Below are 23413 nucleotides of genomic sequence, written 5' to 3'. Positions count from 1 at the left end.
TGAGGAGCTGTCAGCATGCTTGTCAATTCTAAAGAAATCATATTAAAGGAACTTCTCGACCGCCATATGCCTAAGCTTCATATGAAATGCACATGCCGGGTATGCAAAAATGATGTACTGGCACTTTCACTTAACCGGGCTGAACCGGCATATGTTACAGATAAAAAGAAAGTTGCTTATGCAAAAGCAGAGATAGTTGATAAACAGAAAAATACAGCGCTGCTTGTCATTCTGGCTGAATCAGCGGCGATTGTTTCGGTTAATCCAAGCGAGTTCTGTGAAACTCGGGAAGGAGCGTAATATCTCTGAATTGTTTATTGTGTGACTCACCAATTTCAAGTTCATTGACTTGGAGATCTCTGTTTTCTCTGGCGCCCGAGCAAGAGATATGCAGCATATGCAGCAGCCAATTCGAAAAAATTGAAGGCCCCGTATGCAGTATATGCGGGAGGCCTCAGGAATCAAATGAAAAATGCGCTGATTGTGCGGCCCGGGAATCAAAAACGGAAAAGCGTTTTTTGCTGCGGCAAAACCGTTCGGTATATTTATATAATGATGCGATGAAGGACTCATTGGCCCGTTTTAAATTCAGGGGTGATGCGAAAATCATTCAAGCATTTGAACGTGACTTTGCTGCCGGCTTTAAAGCGGCATATCCATCAAATACACATACTCTCATCCCTATTCCGCTGAGCGGCGAACGGCTGGCGGAACGCGGATTCAATCAATCCGAGCTGCTGGCCTCTCTGCTCGGAATGCCCGTCATTTCCCCCCTCATCCGACTGAACAACGAAAAACAATCCAAAAAGAGCAAAACAGACAGGCTGTCTGCAGAAAAAAAGTTTTCAGCAGCCGAAAACTCCGCCGAAGGTATGAACGTCATTTTAATAGATGATATTTATACGACGGGCGCCACACTTCACCAAGCCGCCGAAGTCCTGCTGACAGCGGGCAAAGCGTCATCGGTCTCCTCTTTTACTTTAATCAGGAGCTAAATCATTCTTTTTTTCTGCCGATATAATTGATAGAAATATAAGGCAGATTAAAGAAGGAATAGGAGTTAATACGATGGGTGAATTGGCGAATTGTCCAAAATGCAATGCTTTATTTTTTAAAACGAACCTGCAGACCGTGTGCCAGGCATGTATTAAAGAAGAAGAAAAAGCATTTGAAACCGTCTATAAATTTTTGAGAAAGCAGATCAACAGACAGTCGACGATGCAGCAGATCACTGAGGAAACAGGTGTGGATGAAGAGCTGATCCTCAAGTTTATCAAACAAAAAAGAATTCAGATCAGCCAGCTTCCGAATTTGGCATATCCTTGCGAAAGGTGCGGAAATCCAATCAGGACGGGGAAATTTTGCAAGTCCTGTCAGACAGATATTGAGTCGCAATTAGACCATATGAACCAAAAAACAGCCGCTGAATTCGAAGATGAAAACAGTACAAAAGACACATACTATGCCTATAATACCAAAAACACCTGATTCCCTAAACTAACTGATAACGCAGTCGATAAAAGAATTAGACTGCGAACAGAAAGCGAGAGGAATCCTATGAAAATCAATCAGTACGGAACACAATCCGTTAATCCATACCAAAAAAATTACGAAAAGCAAGCCGTACAAAAAGAGGCTGCAAAGCCGAAGGACAAAGTGGAAATTTCTTCTCATGCAAAAGAGCTTCAAAATGCGTCAGATGCGGTCACTAAAACACGACAGGAAAAAATCGCTCAGCTTAAAGCGGATATAGAGAGCGGAACATATAAAATAGATTCAAACAGCATCGCTGAAAACATAGTAAATTTCTATAAAAAGCAATAAAAAGGAGAAAGCCAATGTCAGCAAAGCCAATTATTGATCAACTGAAGCGACTTTGCGCACTGCATGAACTTCTGCTCACGCTGTCTGAGGAGAAAACGGAAGCGCTGAAAGCAGGTAAAACAAAAGAGCTCTCCAACATATTGACCAAAGAGCAAAAGTATATTCAGGCAATCGGGCAGACTGAGGAAGAACGAATCAGGTTAACTTCTCAGTTTCTCAGCCGCGGTGAGGACAATACAATTGCTGCATGCATCTCCAGAACTTCAGGCAGTGAAAAACAGGAGCTTGAAGGGTTATTTCACTCTTTGTCTGCGCTTCTTGGCCGTCTGAAAGAAGTGAATGAGATGAACAAACAGCTCACGATTCAGGCTTTACAATTCATCTCCGGGGCATTCGATATGATCATGCCGGGTGAAAAAGAGAATATGAATTATAAAGAGCCGCAAGCGGCGCGCAAGCCTGTCAGCCGTTTGACATTATTCGATTCAAAAGCTTAGAACGGAGGATTTTCAATGCCATCGACTTTTATGGGGCTCGAAACAGCAAGGCGTGCATTGAGTGCGCAGCAGACTGCATTGAGCACAGTTTCAAATAACGTTGCAAATGCAAATACAGAAGGATATACGAGGCAGCGCGTCACATTACAATCGACGAGCCCTTATCCCGCAGTATCAAAAAACAGTGATCTGACAGCCGGCCAAATCGGAACAGGAGTAAAAGCCGGTTCAGTTGAGCGCGTCAGAGACAGTTTTTTAGACTATCAGTACAGAACTGAAAATACAAAATTAGGGTACTATACAGCCCGTTCCAATTCATTGTCGCAAATGGAAGGCGTCATGAAAGAGCTTGACGATAACGGATTAAACGGATCGCTCAGTTCGTTTTGGAATGCCCTTCAGGATCTGGCGACGAATCCGGAAAATACGGGAGCGCGCTCAGTTTTGCAGGAGCAGGGGAAATCTCTTGCCGAAAGTTTTAACTATATATCTACCTCTTTGACTAACATTCAGGGTGATATTAAAAAGAACCTGGATAACACAGCGGATCAGGTCAATTCCATTCTCAATCAGCTGAATGACCTTAACAATCAAATTGCAGCAGTTGAGCCGAGCGGTATGCTCCCTAATGATTTGTATGACCAAAGAGACAGATTGATTGATCAATTATCTTCTATGGCAAATATTAAAGTTTCATATAATAAGTCGGGCGGACATGCCTTGGCGACTGCTGAGGGCACGGTTAACGTCGAATTGCTGAACGGAAACAACAATTCTCTCGGTACGCTGCTCGACGGTAACACAAAAACAGTTTCAGAAATGAAAATCAACTACGACAAGGACAGCGGCCTCGTGTCGAGTGTGTCAGTCGGCAGCAGTACGGTCAATGCGGATGCATTTACCGGAAAAGGCTCACTCTTAGGTCTTATTGAATCATACGGCTATATGTCAAACGGAGAAGAAAAAGGTCTTTATCCTGAAATGCTGACGGCTCTTGACAATATGGCGCTATCCTTTGCTGACGCGTTTAATGCAGTTCATGAAAAAGGGAAGACCTATACAGGCGAACAGGGTGCAGCATTTTTTGATTTCAGCGGTGATGAAGCGGTGCCGGCAAAAGGTGCGGCTGCGAAAATAAAAGTCAGTGACAAAATTCTTGCGTCTACTGATAATATCGCAGCGTCGTTAAACGGAGAAAAAAGTGACGGCACAAACGCGACAAATCTTGCAGCTGTACAGAACAGCAAGCTGACTATTAACGGTGAAACCACTACAATTAATGACTTTTATGAATCCCTTATCGGAAAGCTGGGCGTTAATTCACAAAAAGCGGCCAATCTTATGAACAACTCTGAAAGCAACACCCTTTCAGCCGATGAACGGAGACAATCAGTCAGTGCAGTGTCTTTAGATGAGGAAATGACAAATATGATTCAGTTTCAGCACGCTTATAATGCGGCTGCGCGGATCATAACGATGCAGGATGAAATATTCGATAAAATTATTAACGGTATGGGCACCGGAGGAAGATAGGAGATAAGTAAATGAGAGTAACTCAAGGGATGATCGCAAAAAATTCTCTTCGATTTATCGGCTCAAGTTATGACAAGCTCGATCGGCTTCAGCAGCAAGTGTCTACGGGGAAAAAAATCACGAAAGCTTCTGATGATCCGGTCGTTGCAATGAAGGGAATGCAGTACCGTACTCAGCTTGCGCAGGTAAACCAGTATCAGCGGAATGTTTCGCAAGGCTTTACATGGCTGGAAAACTCGGAATCAAGCGTAAACTCGGAAACGGATATTATGGGGAAAATCCGGGACTTGATGGTTCAGGCGAAAAGTGATTCGAACGGTGAAACAGAATTGAAAGCAATCGGTACAGAAATCGGCCAGCTGAAAAAGCAGCTCGTTTCTGTCGCGAATACTCAGGTAAACGGACGTTATCTGTTTAACGGAACAAATTCAGACGTCCCGCCGATCACTGAAAATGCCGACGGCACATATACGTACAACTATGAGAATTATACAGGTGCTTCGGATGTTAACATCAACATCTCGAACGGAGCAGTGCTGAAAGTGAATTCTGATCCAAAATCAGCTTTCGGAGGCGTCGCACAAAATGGAGATAATGTATTTGAATTTCTCAACTCCTTAGAAGCTTCTTTAAGCAAAGGCACACTATCCGAAGCAGATTCAAATCAAATTCTGTCAGATATCGACGGTTTTACTGACAAAATGAATGCTGAAAAATCCAATATCGGCGCACGCACAAACCGGTTGGAACTCATTCAGACAAGATTGGAATCACAAGCGGCAACCGCTGAAAAAGTATTGTCCGATAATGAAGATGTAGAAATGGAAGATGTAATTGTTGATTATTTATCTCAACAGACGGTTCATAGAGCAGCGCTGTCAGTGAATGCGAACATCATTCAGCCGTCACTGATTGACTTCCTGAAATAATATAACTGATCGTCTTCAATATATAAAAAAAGCGACTCACAACAGGGAGATCGCTTTTTTTACTAAAATACTATAAACAGGAGGGATCTCTGTGCAGATGCCGAGATTGATTATTGACAGTGTGCCTGCTAAAATCGGTATAACCTTTCAAAAGGAAGAAATCGAGATGGAACAGCCGCCCGCTGACCTGGAAATTGAGCAGCCGCCGGCAGAGCTGAACATAGAAAGCACGCCGGCCAAACTGACGATTGACCAGACGAGGGCGTGGGAGAACTTGAATCTCAAATCATTTGAAAAGCTGAACGCTGAAGCCGCCCAGAAAGGTGCGGAAGCCTGCAGCGAGTTTATTGCAAAAACAGTCAGGGAAGGGAAGGAAATGGCGGCTATCGAAAAGAAAACGGGCAATGTGATGGCCCGGCAGGCAGCAGATGTCAGACCGCCCGATCCATTTGGCGAATTCAGCGACTTTCTGCCTGCGCAGTTTCTCGTCGACATTGACTGCATTCCTTCAAAGCTTACGATTGATATTGAAGCCCGTAAAGCTTCAATTGAAGCAGCCGTCAATAAACCTGTATGGAATTATACGCCGGGGAAAGTTCAGATTGATATGATGCAAGACCCTAAGGTGACGATTTCGGTTGACGATGGCAACGCAGAATAAAAGATGAAAGTGGTAAAGGATTGTGAAGCATGATAATTAAAACAAAATATCACGGAGAAATCAGAATAGACGAAGGGCAGATTATCTCATTTGAAAACGGCCTGCCGGGATTTAATGACGAGACTCAATTTGTTGTTCTTCCTTTGTCGGAAGATTCACCGTTTTTGGCGCTGCAGTCTGTCAAACAGGAGCACATCGCCTTTATTGTCGCCAGTCCGTTTATTTTCTTTAAAGGGTATGAATTTGACATTGACCATGCGACGCTTGAACTTTTGCATATTGAAGATATAGAGGACGTCGAAGTGATGGCGATTTTAACGCTGGAAGAGCCTTTTGAAAACACGACCGCCAATTTAAAAGCGCCGATTATCGTCAATAAAAAGGAAATGAAGGCGAAACAAATCATTTTACATGATGCTTCCTATGAAACAAAACATCTGATAGGAGGAGGATCATGCTAGTTCTCTCAAGAAAAGTGAATGAGTCCATTCAGATCGGGCCGGATATTGAAATAAAGGTGATCGCCATCGAAGGAGAACAAGTGAAGCTGGGAATTGAAGCGCCTCAGCACGTAGATATTCATCGGAAAGAAATCTACTTGTCGATCCTGGAAGAGAACAACAGAGCCGTATCTTTTAATACTGATTTATTACTTAACTTATCCTCACAAAAAAAGTGAGGATTTTTTTATTTTCAATATAAACAATAGAAGCGGCTGTCCGATATATATATTGTAGCCAATGAGAGGAAAAATTTTCTTCGGAAATGACGCTGCGCAAATGCACAAGGACGTGCGAAAAACAATTCAGGGAGGAAATACAAAATGAGAATCAACCACAATATCGCGGCTCTTAACACTAGCCGTCAGCTGAATGCAGGTTCAAACTCTGCTGCAAAAAACATGGAAAAATTATCTTCAGGTCTTCGCATCAACCGCGCTGGTGATGACGCTGCGGGTCTTGCGATCTCTGAAAAAATGCGTTCTCAAATCCGCGGTTTAGACATGGCGTCTAAAAACGCTCAAGACGGAATCTCTCTTATCCAAACGGCTGAGGGTGCATTAAACGAAACTCACAGCATTCTTCAGCGTATGAGCGAGCTTGCTACACAAGCGGCGAACGATACAAACACCACTTCTGACCGTGACGAGTTACAGAAAGAGATGGATCAGCTTTCTTCTGAAGTGACAAGAATTTCTACAGATACTGAGTTTAACACAAAGAAATTGCTTGATGGCACGGCTGACAAACTGACTTTCCAAATCGGTGCTAACGAAGGTCAAACTATGAGCCTTTCAATCAACAACATGAACGCTGATTCTTTAAAAGTTATTGGCCAAGTTGGCGAAAAGACAGCACTTGATGGAAACTCTGAACTCGAAGTAAGAAATGATCAAGGAGAAGCCGTTAAAATTTCATTCACTGCGGCTGGAACTTCTGATGTAGATAAAACAACTGCGTCTTATGATGAGACTAGCAAAACAGTAACTGTAACATTAGCGCAAAAAGCTGATGGTACTATTACTGCTTCACAAGAAGACGTTCTAAATTCTTTAAATAAAACAGGGGCTGTTAAAGCTACTGCTATTGATGGCGCAGACTTAACTAAAAAAGCTACTGTAGGAGCTGACACTACAACTTCTACTACAGTAAATAAAGACGCTACAAAAGGTATCGACATCTCATCTTCAGCTAAAGCTGCGTCTTCAGCTCTTACAACAATCAAAACAGCTATCGACACAGTATCTAGCGAGCGCGCTAAACTTGGTGCGGTTCAAAACCGTTTAGAGCACACAATCAACAACCTTGGTACTTCTTCTGAGAACCTGACTTCTGCTGAATCACGTATCCGTGACGTAGACATGGCTTCTGAGATGATGCAGTACACGAAAAACAACATCCTTACTCAGGCTTCTCAAGCTATGCTTGCGCAAGCTAACCAACAGCCTCAGCAAGTTCTTCAATTGCTTAAAGGTTAATGACGGAAAGATCCTGGTTCTCCAGGGTCTTTTTTTTATTTCTTCAGCTATCTCCCCCTTCAGCAAGCCAAAGAACCCTATTGACAAAATGAAACAATATATTTTGCAGTTAAATTATTGAAAACCTTTTAATATGACCGATATAAGAATAAGATCATACATTTATGGAGCTATGATATGATAAACAGTCGGAAACTCACTGTTGTCATAGAGCCGTCTACGACTAAACGCCGAAAAGGAGAGGGTACATATGGTCACAAGAATCACAGGCCTTAATTCCGGTCTTGATGTAGATTCTCTGGTGAAAAAAATGATGGATGCCGAAAAGCAGCCGCTAAATAAATTAAACCAGCAAAAGCAGACGCTTGAATGGAAGCGCGATGCTTATCGGGAAATGAATACCCAGATTGCCGACATGTATTCTACTACATTTAATAATATGCTGATGTCTACAAACTGGAATAAAAAAACAGTAACAAGTTCGGATTCCAGTGTCAGCGCGGTGGCCGTCAGTGCTGAGCAGAATATTTCAACGAGTATGTCTGTACAGCAGCTGGCCACGCCGACGACATATAAATCATCGGGCGCCATCAATTTCACTTCGGGTCAAAGCCAAACATTGAAATTCAATGTCACAAATCCGGGTGAAACGAAGCCGACTGAGGTAAACGTCACGATCGCCGCAACCGATACGATTGACGATGTCATTTCTAAACTGAACAGCTCAGGCCTCGGAGTGACGGCTTTAAAAGAAAAAATCTCTAACGGCACGGATTATGTGGACACGATTGCGTTCACTTCCAATAAAACGGGGGAAGGATTTACCCTTTCAGCAGGTGATGACGCGACCAAAAGCTTTCTGAAAGATCAGCTCGGTTTTGCCGTTGATGATGCGACAAATGAACTGACGGCCAATGCCGAAGGGAAAAACGCGAAATTTACGTTCAACGGGCTTGAAATGACAAAAACGTCCAATAACTTTACGATCAACGGCATCAAATACACGCTGAACAGCGTGACGGACAGCAATAAAACGGTTACGATTAACAGCACGACTGATACGGACGGGATTTTTGACAACATTAAAGATTTCGTTGATAAATACAATACGTTAATTAAAAGCGCAAACGCGAAGGTGACAGAATCAAAATACCGCGATTATAAGCCGCTAACCGATGAACAAAGAGAAGCGATGACCGATAAGCAGATTGAGCAGTGGGAAGCAAAGGCCAAAAGCGGTTTATTACGGAGCGACAGCACGCTGCAGAACGGGTTGGCGGAGATGCGGCTTGATCTGTACTCAACGGTTACGATTGACGGGAAAAAATATCAGCTTGCAGATTTCGGAATTGAGACGTCTGATAGTTATACGGATCAAGGAAAGCTTGTCATTAAAGACGAAGCGAAACTGAAACAGAAAATTACCGAGAATCCTGCTCTCGTGGCTAAACTGTTTAATGCAGACAGCCCTGATACAGCGAAAACCAAAAACCCGGAGGAACAGGGGATTGCCCGGAGATTAAAAGACACATTAAACAAAATGCAGATTCAAATTTCAAAACAGGCGGGTACGGAAAGCTCGGTATCAACCAGCTTTACCATCGGAAAAAGCCTGGATGAAATAGAAACAAATATTTCCAATATGAAAACGAAGCTGGATGACATCGAGACGAGATATTATAAAAAGTTCAGCGCACTGGATACGGCATTGGAGAAATTGAACAGCCAATCTTCATATCTCACGTCAATGTTAGGATCTTCAACATCATAACCTTGGAGGTTTTATAAAAATGGCAATAAATAATCCTTTTGCTGCTTATCAGCAGACATCCGTCTTTACAGCCGCTCCGGAAGAGCTGACTCTTATGCTTTATAACGGCTGCCTGCGATTCATTAAGCTGGCCAGGCAGGCGATGAAGCAAAACAACCTTGAAGCCAAAAATGAAAATATCGTAAAGGCGCAAAACATCATTCAAGAGCTCAGCATCACGTTAAACCGGGAGATTGAGATTTCTGAACAGATGTCATCCATTTATGATTACATCCGCCGCCGGCTGATCGACGCGAACGTGCAGAATAACGGAGAATTTTTAGATGAAGCGGAAAAGCTCGTTACTGAATTTCGCGACACGTGGAAGCAGGCCATGCAGAGTGAACGGAAAAACAGCCATGGCGCGGGCGGCCTTGCCTGATGAACAGCAATGTCTTTTCTTTGTATAACGAAACGAAGAACATGTACGCCGCACTGAAGGACGCCCCGGAAAGCGACGGTCTTATCAGCAGCGTTACGGCATTTACGGAGAAAAGGGAGGAGATGCTTGCGGGCATAAAGCCGCCTTTTTCCGAAGAAGAAAAAACGCTGCTTCAGCAGGTGGCCGCGATGGACCGTCTGATTACCGGCGAAGTGAAACGGATTCAGGATGGTATCCGAAATGAAATAAAAACGCTTAAGAAAAAACGAATCTACCATAATACGTATTTCAATCCGTATCATCAAACGACAAGTGACGGCCGTTATTACGACAAACGCAAATAGGTGAGTGTTTTGAGAAGTTTGAACGATTACCATTTGGTGTCAGCCTATTACCAGCTTCTTTTTACGATTGATGAGGGGCTTTGCTACCTGTTGGACACGCAGGATGATTTTTTTAAGACGGAGGGCGAGCGGATTTACAACGATTTGATTCAGGCTTTTTTTCATCTCGATTCCTCTCATGCGCTTCTGCTGTCTATCATTGAGTGCCGATGCGTGGAGACGGCGATCCGCTCATTTGACGAGATCTTTCAGGATTTCAGCATGTTAAATGATTATGATTTCCCGTCCGCCCCTTTTCAGGAGTTTTTAAAAACCATCTTTCTGCCGCATTATAAGCTATGGATGGAGCAGACGCACGACTGCATCAAACCGTATGTTCTTCACTAGACCTGCTGCAAGCGGCAGGTCTTTTGCCTGCGTCCTCCGCATATACTTATAATCCTGGCGGAAGCTGCCGGATAAAACCGACACCATTCGTCATCGTTCACCGAATTTACACATTATTTTAACGTTTCAGCAGGGATCAGAAGGGGTAAAAGAGAAATAGTTACATATCCTTAGATAAAGGGAGGCGTTCTTTGATGAACTACAATATCAGAGGAGAAAACATTGAGGTTACACCTGCGTTAAAGGATCATGTGGAGAGAAAAATCGGCAAGCTGGAGCGATATTTCGAGCAGAGCGTCAATGCCGATGTGAACGTCAACTTAAAATTCTATAATGATAAGGAATCCAAAGTTGAAGTCACCATTCCGATGACTGATCTGGCGCTTCGTTCTGAAGTGCATAACGAGGATATGTACAATGCAATTGATCTCGCAACAAACAAGCTGGAACGTCAAATCCGAAAGCACAAAACAAAAGTCAACCGAAAATTCCGCGAGCAGGGTCTTCCGAAACATTATTTCGAGAACGGCAGCGCTGCTGATACGGGCGTAGCGGTTCAGGACGAAATTGAAGATGACAGCCCGGAAATTGTCCGTCAAAAGCGTTTTAATTTAAAACCGATGGATAATGAAGAAGCGATTCTCCAAATGAATATGCTCGGACATAATTTCTTCGTATTCACCAACGCGGAGACGAATCTCACAAATGTCGTTTACCGCAGAAATGACGGCAAATACGGATTAATTGAACCGACTGAATAAACCATCCAGCCTTCCGTGAACGCGCGGAAGGTTTTTCTCTATCTTTATCTGCAAATTCTTTGGAAATGGCAAAAGGTATGGTATGATAATGAGAGGTATACATGGACAGAAAATTATCATTTATTCCATGCAAAATCTGCATGTGAACATAGAGGAGCGTTATAGATGCTTGGGATTTTAAATAAAATGTTTGATCCGACCAAACGTGCGCTGAACAAATATGAAAAAATAGCAAATGACATTGATGCCGTAAGAGGAGATTATGAAAATCTCTCTGACGAGGCGCTTAAACATAAAACGGCAGAATTTAAAGAGCGGCTTGAAAAAGGAGAAACGACGGATGACCTTCTTGTCGAAGCGTTTGCCGTCGTTCGTGAAGCTTCCCGCCGCGTAACCGGCATGTTCCCGTTTAAAGTGCAGCTGATGGGGGGCATCGCCCTTCATGAGGGGAACATCTCCGAAATGAAAACAGGGGAAGGGAAAACGCTGACGTCCACGCTTCCCGTGTATTTAAATGCCTTGACGGGAAAAGGCGTTCACGTCGTAACGGTCAACGAATATCTGGCGAGCCGTGATGCCCAGCAAATGGGAGAAATTTTTGCGTTTCTCGGGCTTACAGTCGGCCTGAACCTGAATTCGATGTCAAAAGACGAAAAACGCGAAGCTTACGCAGCCGATATCACGTATTCAACGAACAATGAACTCGGCTTTGATTATTTGCGTGACAACATGGTGCTCTATAAAGAACAAATGGTGCAGCGCCCGCTTCATTTTGCCGTTATTGATGAAGTCGATTCAATTTTAGTCGATGAAGCGAGAACGCCGTTGATTATTTCCGGACAAGCTCAGAAGTCCACAAAACTGTACGTGCAGGCAAATGCGTTTGTCCGCACACTCAAGAAAGATCAGGATTTTACGTATGACGTCAAAACGAAAGGCGTTCAGCTGACGGAAGAAGGAATGACGAAGGCTGAAAAAACGTTCGGCATCGACAACCTGTTTGATGTCAAAAACGTGGCCTTGAACCACCATATCAACCAGGCTTTAAAAGCCCATGCGGCGATGCAGAAAGACGTGGATTATGTTGTTGAGGACGGCCAGGTCGTCATCGTTGATTCCTTCACCGGCCGTCTGATGAAAGGACGCCGCTACAGCGAAGGTCTTCACCAGGCGATTGAGGCGAAAGAAGGCCTGGAGATTCAAAATGAAAGCATGACATTGGCGACGATTACGTTCCAAAACTATTTCCGTATGTACGAAAAGCTGGCCGGTATGACCGGTACCGCAAAAACGGAAGAGGAAGAATTCCGAAATATTTATAACATGCAGGTTGTATCCATCCCGACCAACCAGCCGGTCATCCGTGATGACCGTCCGGACTTGATCTACCGCTCAATGGAAGGGAAATTCAAGGCGGTGGCGGAGGATGTCGCCCAGCGCTACATGACCGGACAGCCGGTTCTTGTCGGTACGGTTGCCGTTGAAACGTCTGAATTGATTTCTAAACTTCTGAAAAACAAAGGGATTCCGCATCAGGTGCTCAATGCCAAAAACCATGAGCGTGAAGCTCAGATTATTGAGGAAGCGGGACAAAAAGGCGCTGTCACGATTGCGACCAACATGGCGGGACGCGGAACCGACATTAAACTCGGCGAAGGCGTAAAAGAGCTTGGCGGCCTTGCAGTCGTCGGTACGGAACGCCACGAATCCCGCCGGATTGACAATCAGCTCCGCGGACGTTCAGGACGTCAGGGAGACCCGGGCATCACACAATTTTATCTTTCAATGGAAGATGAATTGATGCGCCGTTTCGGAGCTGAACGGACGATGGCGATGCTTGACCGGTTCGGTATGGATGACTCCACGCCGATTCAGAGCAAAATGGTGTCACGCGCCGTGGAATCATCTCAAAAACGTGTCGAAGGAAACAACTTTGATTCACGTAAACAGCTTCTTCAATATGACGACGTGCTCCGTCAGCAGCGCGAAGTCATATACAAGCAGCGTTTTGAAGTCATTGACTCTGAAAACCTGCGTGACATTGTGGAAGGCATGATCAAGTCTTCTCTGGAGCGTGCGATTGCCGCTTATACGCCGAAAGAGGAGCTTCCGGAAGAATGGAATCTTGACGGCCTCGTGGAGCTGGTGAATTCAACGTATCTTGATGAAGGCGCACTTGAAAAGAGCGATATCTTCGGAAAAGAACCGGATGAAATGCATGAGATGATCATGGACCGCATCATGACAAAATATAATGAAAAAGAAGAGAATTTCGGCACAGAGCAGATGCGTGAATTTGAAAAAGTCATCGTATTGCGTGCCGTTGATTCAAAATGGATGGATCATATTGATGCGATGGATCAGCTGCGTCAAGGGATTCACCTCCGCGCTTATGCGCAGACAAATCCGCTGCGTGAATATCAAATGGAAGGCTTCGCAATGTTTGAGCACATGATTGAGTCCATTGAGGACGAAGTTGCGAAATTCGTCATGAAGGCCGAGATTGAAAGCAATCTGGAACGCGAAGAAGTTGTTCAGGGCCAAACGACGGCTCATCAGCCGCAGGACGGCGATGAGGCCAAACAAGCGAAAAAAGCGCCGGTCCGCAAAGTTGTGGATATCGGACGTAACGCGCCTTGCCATTGCGGAAGCGGAAAAAAATATAAAAATTGCTGCGGCCGGACAGAATAGTCTCGACTGTATGAAGCGAACATGACCGGGTCTGCGTCTTATGGCGCCCCGGATCTTTTAATGAGGTGAATGGAATGGAATTATCAGAAATCAGGGCAGAGCTCGAAAATATGGCTTCTCGTTTAGCGGACTTCAGGGGGTCTCTTTGACCTCGAATCAAAGGAAGCCCGCATTGCAGAATTAGATGAAAAGATGGCGGAACCGGAATTCTGGAATGACCAGCAGAAGGCCCAAACCGTCATCAATGAAGCGAACGGTCTGAAAGAATACGTGAACTCCTATCATCAGCTGAGCGAGTCTCACGAAGAGCTGCAAATGACACATGATCTTTTAAAAGAAGAACCTGACCAGGACCTTCAGCAAGAGCTTGAAAAAGAGCTGAAGTCATTAACGAAGGAATTGAATGAATTTGAGCTTCAGCTGCTGCTCAGTGAACCATATGACAAAAATAACGCGATTTTAGAACTTCATCCGGGGGCCGGCGGTACGGAATCCCAGGACTGGGGTTCCATGCTGCTCAGAATGTATACCCGCTGGGCGGAAAGACGCGGTTTCAAAGTTGAAACGCTTGATTATCTCCCGGGAGATGAAGCAGGAATTAAGTCAGTCACACTGCTTATTAAAGGCCACAATGCATACGGCTATTTAAAAGCGGAAAAAGGCGTACACCGCCTCGTGCGGATTTCTCCATTTGATTCATCAGGCCGCCGTCACACGTCATTCGTGTCATGTGAAGTCATGCCTGAATTCAATGAAGAAATCGACATTGATATTCGTACCGAAGATATTAAAGTTGATACGTACCGGGCGAGCGGTGCCGGCGGACAGCACGTCAATACGACTGATTCAGCCGTTCGGATCACCCACCTGCCGACAAATGTAGTCGTCACGTGCCAGACGGAACGTTCACAAATCAAAAACCGCGACCGGGCGATGAAAATGCTCAAAGCGAAGCTGTATCAGCGCAGAATTGAAGAACAGCAGGCGGAGCTTGACGAAATCCGCGGCGAACAGAAAGAAATCGGCTGGGGCAGCCAAATCCGCTCGTACGTCTTCCATCCGTACTCCATGGTGAAAGATCACCGCACCAATACGGAAATGGGGAACGTCCAGGCGGTTATGGACGGAGATATCGATATCTTCATTGACGCCTATTTACGTTCTAAACTGTCGTAATCCGGGAACACACCTGCCTTTGGCAAGGTGTGTTTTTTTATCCGTTCTCTTTTTCCATTTTTCACAACAGCGCTTTAGCAAATTAATACGGTATTTGGCTGTTATTTACTTCTAAGCCGGGAAGACTTAAAATGCTATCGAGAGAAAATCGGAGAACGGAGGATTTTGCATGGATGTGAATCATAATAAGCCGCTCCGTCTGATCAAAGATTATATATATATCATGATCGGCGCGGCGATTACGGGGGTCGTGTTTAACGTATTTTTGCTGCCGAACCGTATAGCAGCGGGGGGAGTAAGCGGGATCAGCACCATTTTAGAAACGTTTGGTTTTGAACCGGCTTACGTGCAGTGGATTATTAACATCCCTTTGTTTATCGCCGGAGTGATCATTCTCGGCGGGAAGTTCGGAATGAAGACACTGGCCGGTTCCATCGTTCTGCCGCTCGCCGTCTATTTAACAAGAGATCTGCCTGCCGCGACGACCCATGAACTGCTGGCGGCGATTTTCGGAGGCGTCGGGATCGGAACGGGAATCGGCATCGTGTATCTCGGCAAAGGCTCCACGGGGGGAACGGCTCTGGCGGGCCAGATCATTCACAAATACACGGGGCTTTCGCTGGGAACGTGCCTCGCCATCATGGACGGATTAATTGTGCTGAGCGCGATGCTCGTTTTCGGAGTGGAGCAGGGACTGTATGCGATGCTCGGGGTATTTATTTCAAGCAAAACGATTGATGTCGTGCAGGTCGGGTTCAACCGCTCCAAAATGGCTTTAATCATTACGCAGCATGAAGAAGCCGTCAGATCGGCTGTGTTTAAAGAAATCGACAGGGGTGTGACGAAGATTTCCGCAGTCGGCGGGTATACGGAACATGACCGGCCGATCTTAATGTGTGTCGTCGGCCAGACCGAATTCACAAAACTGAAACAAATCGTCAAACAAATTGATGAGTCAGCCTTTGTCATTGTCGCAGACGCAAGCGAGGTGCTCGGCGAGGGTTTCAAACGCGCGTAAACGGGGTTATAATAGCGAAGGGGTGCATCTTACATATGAAATCAAAATGGGCGCTGCTGGCGCTGGTTCTGACCATGTCCGTCCTGCTGGCGGCATGCGGCGGATCCAATGAATCGAAAAAAGAAAGCTCTGACAGCTCAGGCGGATCAAAAGCTTCTGCGTCAGCAGGAGAAGAGCTTTATCAGCAAAGCTGTATCGGCTGTCACGGAAAAGACTTAGAAGGCGGCGGAGGCCCGAATTTACAGGAAGTCGGCGGGAAGTATGATGAAGCTAAAATTGAAAGCATCATTAAAAACGGACGCGGCAATATGCCGAGCCATCTTGTAAATGATGAGGAAGCCGCGAAGATCGCAAAATGGCTGTCACAGAAAAAATAACAGAAAAACCTTGCCTGTTATAGGGGCAAGGTTTTTTCACGGTCTGGGAATGAAAAGAAACTGTAATAGTAATATGTCTAAATTTGACGTATAATGAAGTGTACTGAGGAAAAGGAACTTTCAGATTTTTCATCTGTTTCCTGGTAAACCGGCCATAAACCGCAGTATTTTTACGAACTCTATGGCTGCAAGACATAATTAAAAGATTAGGTGATTTCATGATAGAGATGAAAGAAGTATATAAATCCTATCCGAACGGTGTAAAAGCGATTAACGGGCTGTCAGTCATGATTCATCCCGGAGAATTTGTATATGTCGTGGGACCGAGCGGAGCCGGTAAATCTACTTTTATTAAAATGATTTACAGAGAAGAAAAGCCGACAAAAGGGCAAATATTGATTAATCATAAAGATCTCGCGTCTGTGAAAGAAAAAGAGATTCCTTTCGTGCGGCGTAAAATAGGTGTTGTTTTCCAAGATTTCAAACTTCTTCCGAAATTGACCGTGTTTGAAAACGTCGCGTTTGCACTTGAGGTGATCGGAGAGCAGCAGTCAGTCATTAAAAAACGCGTGCTCGAAGTGCTCGATCTTGTGCAGCTGAAGCATAAAGCGCGGCAGTTTCCCGACCAGCTTTCCGGAGGAGAACAGCAGCGTGTTTCCATCGCAAGATCCATCGTCAACAATCCTGACGTCGTGATAGCTGACGAACCGACGGGCAACCTTGATCCGGTAACATCATGGGAAGTCATGAAGACGCTGGAAGAGATTAATAACCGCGGAACGACCGTTGTGATGGCGACACACAATAAAGAAATAGTAAACACCATGAAGAAACGGGTCATCGCGATCGAAGACGGAATTATTGTGCGTGATGAGTCAAGAGGGGAGTATGGTTCTTATGATTAAAATTCTCGGGCGCCATTTGCGTGAGAGTTTTAAATCTCTCGGAAGAAACACATGGATGACATTTGCATCCATCAGTGCCGTTACCGTTACATTGATTTTGGTCGGCGTGTTTTTAGTCATTATGCTGAATTTAAACAACATGGCTAAAAATGCTGAAAAAGAAGTGGAAATTAAAGTATTAATCGATCTGACGTCCAATAAGAAAACGCAGGATACGCTGCAGAATGAGATTAAAGACATCTCGGGAATCCAAAGCGTAGAGTTTTCATCTAAAGATAAAGAGCTTGATCAATTGGTCAAAAGCTTCGGCGACAGCGGAAAGGCCATGAAAATGCAAGATCAGGAAAACCCGCTGAACAACGCGTTTATCGTCAAAACGACAGATCCGCATGATACGCCGAAAGTCGCGAAAAAAATTGAGAAGCTGGATCATGTGTATAAAGTGACATACGGGAAAGAAGAAGTCAGCCGTCTGTTTAAGATCGTCGGGGTGTCACGCAACATCGGGATTGCGTTAATCATCGGCCTTCTGTTCACGGCGATGTTCTTAATTTCAAATACGATTAAAATCACGATTTTCGCCAGAAGAAAAGAGATTGAAATCATGAAGCTTGTCGGCGCGACAAACTGGTTTATCCGCTGGCCGTTCTTCCTGGAAGGGCTGCTGCTGGGGGTATTCGGTTCTATCATACCGATCGCTCTCGTGCTGAGTACGTACCAGTCGATGGTCGCTTGGGTGGCCCCGAAAGTTCAGGGCTCATTTGTTTCACTTCTGCCGTACAGCCCGTTTGTGTTCCAAGTATCACTTGTGCTCATTCTGATCGGCGCGGTTATCGGAGTATGGGGAAGTCTGACTTCCATCCGGAAATTCCTTCGTGTATAAATACAAAAGCCAGTCTGATATAGACTGGCTTTTTTTAATGGTTTCGTTACTGAATGACGGGCAGGGCCGGTGATCCGGGCTTTAATGTAAAGTCATAAGACGATTCGTCACGGTACATCGGGTCCGCATAAATGGAATCCGAATCGTTTGCCGTTCCTTTTTTGTACGCTGCGAATGAATCATATTCTTTGTTCTTCCAATTCCAAATGCCGTCTTTTCCCGCTTCTTTGTGATAGACGTTATGATTAACGGTATTGCCTTCGTTTTTCGTATAATCATTTGCAATAAAAATCCTTGAACGGCTTGCCGTCATGATGTTTTTTTCGATCGTGTTCCCTTTTGTGCCGTACTGCAGCAGCAGCTGGCCGCCATCAAGGTCCTTCGTGTCATTTCGATACATAATGTTATGAGCGATCACCGAATTGATGGTGCCGCCGCGTTTCGTGTCATAGCCTCCGATTGAAATACCGGTGTAAGCATTGCCGTACACCTTGTTATCCGTAATCCGGATATCACGTGCGTATTTCCCTTGATGCTCAGAGGTGGCTTCAATCCCAAGGTCATTGTTGTAAACGGTGTTCTTCTTAATGTCCACATGTTCTGCGCCGTCAACGTAAATACCGCCCGCTGAATATTCATCTCCGTAAGCGGGATTTCCGTAAGAAGAGTTATGGCTCACCGTATTGTTTTCAATGACGCCGTTTCGCGCATAGTCGTTTTGCTTGGACGTTCCTTCGTATCCGATCACGTCAATCCCGATATTGTTATTGTCCCGGATGGTATTGCCGGCAATCTTAAATCCGTCAACATTCCCGTTCAGCACGACCGCTTCGCTTGCGCCGAGCGTCAGTTTTTCAACCGTATTATTTGTGATGCTGACATCCTTCATGGCGCCTGTGCCGTAAAATGCGATGCCGTGTGCATTTCCCTCATCAGCCGTGGTTTTAATGTTTCGGATATGGTTGCCGTCAATGTTGATATAACTGCTTGATCCGGTGACGAAGATTCCCATGGCCGTTGCATCTTCTGATGATACGGAGAGATTCTCAAGCGTAACGCCGTGAATGGTAATGTACTGTTTATTGCGGATTTGAATTAACGGAGTTTCAGAATCGCTTTTTGGCGCAGATTTGCCGCTGATGGCGACATGCTCATTCTGATAGTTCCGAAATGTAATCGGCTTTTCGGCCGTGCCGCTGTGCTTTACTTCAAACGTTTCATCGTACGTCCCTTCCCGAATCAATACGGTTGTCCCGGCCTCTGCCTTTTCAGCCGCATGTTTTAATGTGCGGAACGGCTTTTCTTTCGTTCCTTCATTTTGGTCGCTGCCTGCCGGAGAAACATACAAGGCGTCCGTCTGCGTTTTTTCATTGGCCTCTGTTTTTGGCCAGACAAAGGCGGTAATTCCTGCGGCCAGAACCGCCGCGGATAAAATCGATAATTTTATTTTCATATCGCATTCTCCTGTATATTTAATGAATTGCATACAAAATATTATACGTTACCCATATATATGAAACAATCTCGCGTTTTCATTTTTTTGTTGCCGTTACATGAATTCTTTGCAATTTACACATACTATCTCCAGGTTTTCGTAAAAGGACTAAGAGGAGGTAAACGATGAAGCAGAAAATGATCGCAGTGATAGCGGCCGTCAGCATCATGTGCGGCGGAGCCCATATTGCCGGGGCGGCACAGCCGAATTCATCAGACGCAGAAAGAAGCCGGGCAATGGAAAAAATCGAAAAAGCATATGAGCTGATCTCGAACGAATACGTGGAAAATGTAGATAACGAAAAGCTTCTTGAAGGAGCGATTCAGGGGATGCTGTCTACATTAAACGACCCTTATTCCGTTTATATGGACAAGCAGACAGCTAAGCAGTTTTCCGATTCTCTTGATTCTTCTTTCGAAGGGATCGGCGCTGAAGTCGGTATGAAAGACAATAAAATCATTATCGTATCACCGTTTAAGCAATCTCCGGCGGAAAAAGCGGGACTCAAGCCGAATGATGAAATCATCAGCATAAACGGCGAGTCAATGAGCGGGAAAGGTTTAAACGAAGCCGTGCTGAAAATCAGAGGAAAAAAAGGATCGAAGGTTTCTATTAAAATACAGCGTCCGGGTACTGATAAACAGCTGTCATTCCGGATTAAAAGAGCGGAAATCCCGCTTGAAACCGTATTTGCTTCCCGCAAAGAATCAGGCGGTCATCATGTCGGCTACATCGGAATATCGACATTTTCCGAGCATACCGCCCAGGACTTCGCCGCGGCGCTGAAAAAGCTTGAAAAACAAGGGATTGACGGTCTCGTCCTTGATGTAAGAGGGAATCCCGGCGGCTACCTTCAAAGCGTCGAACAAATTTTAAAGCATTTCATCACAAAAGACATGCCGTATATCCAAATTGCGGAGCGTAACGGCGATAAAAAACAATATTTCTCAACCTTAAAACATAAGAAGCCGTATCCCGTCAATGTCATCACGGATAAAGGAAGCGCCTCCGCTTCAGAAATTCTTGCGGGCGCGTTAAAAGAAGCGGGACATTATGACGTTGTCGGCGACACTTCTTTCGGTAAAGGAACGGTTCAGCAGGCCGTGCCTATGGGAGACGGGAGCAACATTAAATTGACGCTTTACAAATGGCTGACACCGAAAGGCAATTGGATTCACAAAAAAGGCATTGCTCCGACAATCGCCGTGAGCCAGCCGGATTATTTTGCGGCGGGACCGCTTCAGCTGAAACAGCCGCTTCAGCCTGATATGAACAGCGCGGATGTCAAACACGCCCAAATCCTGCTGAAAGGCCTAGGCTTCGACCCGGGCAGAGCGGACGGCTATTTCAGCAAAACAATGAAAAAAGCCGTTCTGGCGTTTCAAGACCGGTACAAGCTTGATAAAACAGCGGTCATTGATAAAAAGACAGTGGAAAAAATGAATCAGCTGATGAATGAAAAGAAATCTGACGAAAAAAATGATTTACAGCTGCAAATGGCGTTAAAATCATTATTTGTAAAATAAATGAAAAGGAGGCGTTTTTTTCGTCTCCTGTTTCTTTTGTCATGCCTTAAAAATGAACTAAAAGGCATATAATTATGTCGGTTTTGACAAGATATTAAAAAAATTTTCACATTTAAACATTTATAAAGGACAAACATTACCCGATATTTATAGAGAAGAGAGACTTTATGCCGAGTTAATATGTATTCAAAATGAAACTTTTGAAAGTTGCCTCAGTCAGTTTTAGTTCTTACAATAAAAGAAGGTTCTAATAGAGAACAGTTTTAGTTTGGCAGCTGCATTTCAGTATCGAAAGCAGAAGTGTTTGCGGCGCTTCAGCACGGCAGCTGTAATCACCCGTGCTTATCTGGATAAAAAAATGGGGGTTCACAATTGAAGAGGGCAAGTATTGTGCGTGAAAAAAAATATTATGAATTAGTGGAACAACTAAAAGACAGAACAAAAGACGTCACATTTTCATCAACCAAAGCACTAAGTCTTCTTATGCTGTTCAGCAGATACCTGGTCAATTACACAAATGTTGAATGCGTTCACGAAATCAATGAAGAGTGTGCGAAGCATTATTTCACTTACTTAATGAAAAACCATAAACGTTTAGGAATCAATCTGACGGATATTAAGCGGTCCATGCTTCTGATCAGCGGCGTGATCGAGGTAGAGGTTGACCACTATCTGAAAGATTTCTCTCTCTCAAATGTAACGCTGTGGATGACGGAAGAGAGATAAACGTTTGAGATATTCAAGCCAATGATTATTTGGTAGAATAGAATTAAAATGTTTGGCTTGAGGCGGTGAAAGCAGTGTCTGTTCAATGGGGAATTGAACTTCTGAAAAGTATCGGTCTGTTTTTTTTGCACCCGATGTTCTGGTTTTTTATCATCATAAGTCTCGCATGCGGATATTTGCGGATCAAACGTGAACGCCATACGTTTCATACAAAAATCGCGGATATGTATGACGAGCTTATCTTTACATACATAAAAGGACTTATACCGGGTATTCTTCTCTCCATATTATTTTTTGGACTGGGAATTTCGATTCCATTCGGTTTTCTCGGCATAATCGCGGCCGTGACGGCTTTGGCTTCGCTGACGTTCCGTATGAATTGGCTGTCATCAGCTTATATTGTCAGCGCCGGCATGTTCATTGCGTTTCTCCTTCAGTATACCCACACAGTGCCGTTTGCGGATCGGTTTCCGCAGGCATTCGGCGTGAATTGGGCATCGGCGGCCGTGTTTATGGGCCTTTTGATTATCACGGAGGGAGCGGCTGCCTGCCGTTCAGCGCATCTGAAAACATCTCCGGCGCTTGTCGTCAGCAGCAGAGGCCTGCCCATCGGCCGACAATTGGCGAATCGCGCATGGCTGCTTCCGCTTTTCTTATTGGTGCCGGGCAGCGGGCTTGAGTCACACCTTTCTTGGTGGCCTGTCTTTACCGTGCCGGGCGGCTCTTTCCATTTGATCTGGATTCCTTATATCGCCGGCTTCGGACAGCGTGTGCAGGGGTCACTTCCGGAAGTCAGCATAAGGATAACGGCGAAACGTGTCATGATTCTCGGGGGTATCGTGACCGCATTCGGGGCAGCTGCCCTTTGGTGGACTCCGCTTGCCGGAGCTGCCGCTTGTATTGCGGTGCTCGGACGCCTGTTTTTATCATTGAGACAGCGGCTGAACGATAACGCGGCTCCGTTTTATTTCTCTAAGCGGGATCAGGGCTTAATGGTGCTCGGCATCATTCCGAATACACCCGCGGACGATCTTGAGCTGAAGATCGGTGAGATTATTACGAAAGTAAACGGCATCCCCGTGAAGCATGTGTCGGATTTTTATGAAGCACTTCAAAAAAACCGCGCATTTGTAAAAATGGAGATCATCGGCCTGAACGGTGAGATCCGGTTTGATCAGCGCGCGTCCTATGAAGGCGAACATCATGAATTAGGTATTTTATTCGTGCAGGATGAACACGAGCACGAAGAAATGACAGCATTATAATGTGATTTTTCATAATTATTCGGAATAGTTTCAAGAACTCCTAAACTAGATTTCAAAATCAGCTAGAAAGTAAAACAGCTAAGAAAATTATATTTTCTTAGCTGTTTTATTTTGAAATAATAAAAAAATAAATGAAGGAGAGGTATGGCTTATTGGAAAGGTTATTGCTAACTCCAAAACCTTTAGAAGATGAATCTTTAGCAGGATATATATTAAGAATAACTGATTATAATGGTTATGAAAAT

The 23413-nt window shown here is 44.7% G+C and carries 26 protein-coding genes; 25 read left to right on the top strand and 1 reads right to left on the bottom strand.

The annotated features are described in order from the left end of the window. Positions 1-15: 15 nt before the first annotated feature. The 22 genes from NYE42_RS17720 to ftsX all read left to right on the top strand — a co-directional run bounded on the left by NYE42_RS17720 (position 16) and on the right by ftsX (position 18156). Positions 16-300, top strand: a complete 285-nt coding sequence (locus NYE42_RS17720; RefSeq protein WP_003151389.1) for a competence protein ComFB — start codon at positions 16-18, stop codon at positions 298-300. 5 nt (positions 301-305) lie between these two features. Beyond that, positions 306-995, top strand: coding sequence for a phosphoribosyltransferase family protein (locus NYE42_RS17715; protein WP_197061611.1), 690 nt, complete (start codon positions 306-308; stop codon positions 993-995). Between the two features lie 73 nt (positions 996-1068). After that, positions 1069-1488 (top strand): TIGR03826 family flagellar region protein, encoded by a 420-nt coding sequence (locus tag NYE42_RS17710; protein ID WP_251257246.1) that lies wholly within the window; start codon positions 1069-1071, stop codon positions 1486-1488. Between the two features lie 69 nt (positions 1489-1557). Next, entirely contained in the window at positions 1558-1824 is a 267-nt protein-coding gene (flgM, locus tag NYE42_RS17705; protein ID WP_003151393.1) for a flagellar biosynthesis anti-sigma factor FlgM, read from the top strand. Positions 1825-1838: 14 nt separating this feature from the next. After that, positions 1839-2321, top strand: a complete 483-nt coding sequence (locus NYE42_RS17700; RefSeq protein WP_352426617.1) for a flagellar protein FlgN — start codon at positions 1839-1841, stop codon at positions 2319-2321. 15 nt (positions 2322-2336) lie between these two features. Then, on the top strand, positions 2337-3854 hold the full coding sequence (gene flgK / locus NYE42_RS17695) for a flagellar hook-associated protein FlgK (protein WP_014419008.1): 1518 nt from the start codon (positions 2337-2339) through the stop codon (positions 3852-3854). An 11-nt stretch (positions 3855-3865) separates the two neighbouring features. After that, positions 3866-4783: a flagellar hook-associated protein FlgL gene (gene flgL / locus NYE42_RS17690; RefSeq protein WP_015418330.1), complete on the top strand. Its 918-nt coding sequence runs from the start codon at positions 3866-3868 to the stop codon at positions 4781-4783. A 91-nt stretch (positions 4784-4874) separates the two neighbouring features. Then, on the top strand, positions 4875-5444 hold the full coding sequence (locus NYE42_RS17685) for a DUF6470 family protein (protein WP_039253655.1): 570 nt from the start codon (positions 4875-4877) through the stop codon (positions 5442-5444). Between the two features lie 29 nt (positions 5445-5473). Next, complete coding sequence (gene fliW, locus NYE42_RS17680; protein WP_007407475.1) at positions 5474-5905, top strand: flagellar assembly protein FliW; 432 nt, start codon at positions 5474-5476, stop codon at positions 5903-5905. Further along, entirely contained in the window at positions 5899-6123 is a 225-nt protein-coding gene (gene csrA, locus NYE42_RS17675) for a carbon storage regulator CsrA (RefSeq protein WP_003151402.1), read from the top strand. The genes fliW and csrA overlap by 7 nt, the downstream gene beginning before the upstream one ends. 144 nt (positions 6124-6267) lie before the next feature. Then, positions 6268-7422, top strand: coding sequence for a flagellin (locus tag NYE42_RS17670; protein WP_039253658.1), 1155 nt, complete (start codon positions 6268-6270; stop codon positions 7420-7422). A 250-nt stretch (positions 7423-7672) separates the two neighbouring features. Beyond that, positions 7673-9193, top strand: coding sequence for a flagellar hook-associated protein 2 (locus tag NYE42_RS17665; RefSeq protein ID WP_251257247.1), 1521 nt, complete (start codon positions 7673-7675; stop codon positions 9191-9193). 19 nt (positions 9194-9212) lie between these two features. After that, entirely contained in the window at positions 9213-9614 is a 402-nt protein-coding gene (gene fliS, locus NYE42_RS17660; RefSeq protein ID WP_003151407.1) for a flagellar export chaperone FliS, read from the top strand. Continuing rightward, positions 9614-9958, top strand: coding sequence for a flagella biosynthesis regulatory protein FliT (fliT, locus tag NYE42_RS17655; protein ID WP_007407472.1), 345 nt, complete (start codon positions 9614-9616; stop codon positions 9956-9958). The genes fliS and fliT overlap by 1 nt, the downstream gene beginning before the upstream one ends. A 9-nt stretch (positions 9959-9967) precedes the next feature. Next, positions 9968-10345 (top strand): hypothetical protein, encoded by a 378-nt coding sequence (locus tag NYE42_RS17650; RefSeq protein ID WP_003151412.1) that lies wholly within the window; start codon positions 9968-9970, stop codon positions 10343-10345. Positions 10346-10539: 194 nt separating this feature from the next. Beyond that, positions 10540-11106 carry a ribosome-associated translation inhibitor RaiA gene (raiA, locus tag NYE42_RS17645; protein ID WP_003151413.1) on the top strand — a complete coding sequence of 189 codons (567 nt, stop codon included), beginning with the start codon at positions 10540-10542 and terminating at the stop codon, positions 11104-11106. A 165-nt stretch (positions 11107-11271) separates the two neighbouring features. After that, entirely contained in the window at positions 11272-13797 is a 2526-nt protein-coding gene (gene secA, locus NYE42_RS17640; RefSeq protein ID WP_085342348.1) for a preprotein translocase subunit SecA, read from the top strand. Between the two features lie 74 nt (positions 13798-13871). Further along, positions 13872-14973 (top strand): peptide chain release factor 2 gene (prfB, locus tag NYE42_RS17635; RefSeq protein ID WP_096034905.1). Its coding sequence is split into 2 segments (ribosomal slippage): positions 13872-13943 and positions 13945-14973, totalling 1101 coding nucleotides; the frame shifts between segments, so codons are not numbered across the junction. A 169-nt stretch (positions 14974-15142) separates the two neighbouring features. After that, positions 15143-15991 (top strand): YitT family protein, encoded by an 849-nt coding sequence (locus NYE42_RS17630; RefSeq protein ID WP_105322148.1) that lies wholly within the window; start codon positions 15143-15145, stop codon positions 15989-15991. 35 nt (positions 15992-16026) lie between these two features. Further along, complete coding sequence (cccB, locus tag NYE42_RS17625) at positions 16027-16368, top strand: cytochrome c551 (RefSeq protein ID WP_003151417.1); 342 nt, start codon at positions 16027-16029, stop codon at positions 16366-16368. Between the two features lie 218 nt (positions 16369-16586). Further along, positions 16587-17273: a cell division ATP-binding protein FtsE gene (gene ftsE / locus NYE42_RS17620; protein ID WP_007407465.1), complete on the top strand. Its 687-nt coding sequence runs from the start codon at positions 16587-16589 to the stop codon at positions 17271-17273. Next, positions 17266-18156 carry a permease-like cell division protein FtsX gene (gene ftsX / locus NYE42_RS17615; RefSeq protein ID WP_007407464.1) on the top strand — a complete coding sequence of 297 codons (891 nt, stop codon included), beginning with the start codon at positions 17266-17268 and terminating at the stop codon, positions 18154-18156. Before ftsE ends, ftsX begins: the two co-directional genes overlap by 8 nt. 46 nt (positions 18157-18202) lie before the next feature. Here ftsX and NYE42_RS17610 read toward each other — a convergent pair whose 3' ends face one another. Continuing rightward, on the bottom strand, positions 18203-19609 hold the full coding sequence (locus NYE42_RS17610) for a right-handed parallel beta-helix repeat-containing protein (protein ID WP_040238825.1): 1407 nt from the start codon (positions 19607-19609) through the stop codon (positions 18203-18205). A gap of 167 nt (positions 19610-19776) precedes the next feature. Here NYE42_RS17610 and NYE42_RS17605 point away from each other — a divergent pair, with 167 nt between their 5' ends. From NYE42_RS17605 to NYE42_RS17595, 3 genes are all read left to right on the top strand, one after another. Further along, a complete protein-coding gene (locus NYE42_RS17605) occupies positions 19777-21177 on the top strand; it encodes a S41 family peptidase (protein ID WP_040238826.1) in 1401 nt (466 codons plus the stop codon). A 372-nt stretch (positions 21178-21549) separates the two neighbouring features. Continuing rightward, entirely contained in the window at positions 21550-21903 is a 354-nt protein-coding gene (gene swrA / locus NYE42_RS17600) for a swarming motility protein SwrAA (protein WP_014305920.1), read from the top strand. Between the two features lie 74 nt (positions 21904-21977). Then, on the top strand, positions 21978-23168 hold the full coding sequence (locus tag NYE42_RS17595) for a PDZ domain-containing protein (RefSeq protein WP_040238827.1): 1191 nt from the start codon (positions 21978-21980) through the stop codon (positions 23166-23168). Positions 23169-23413: the final 245 nt, after the last annotated feature.

It is taken from the genome of Bacillus sp. FSL K6-2865, from assembly GCF_040311405.1.
Lineage (GTDB): Bacteria > Bacillota > Bacilli > Bacillales > Bacillaceae > Bacillus > Bacillus velezensis.
Note: the sequence above shows the minus strand (reverse complement) of the source record. Positions and strands in the feature narration are given on the sequence as shown.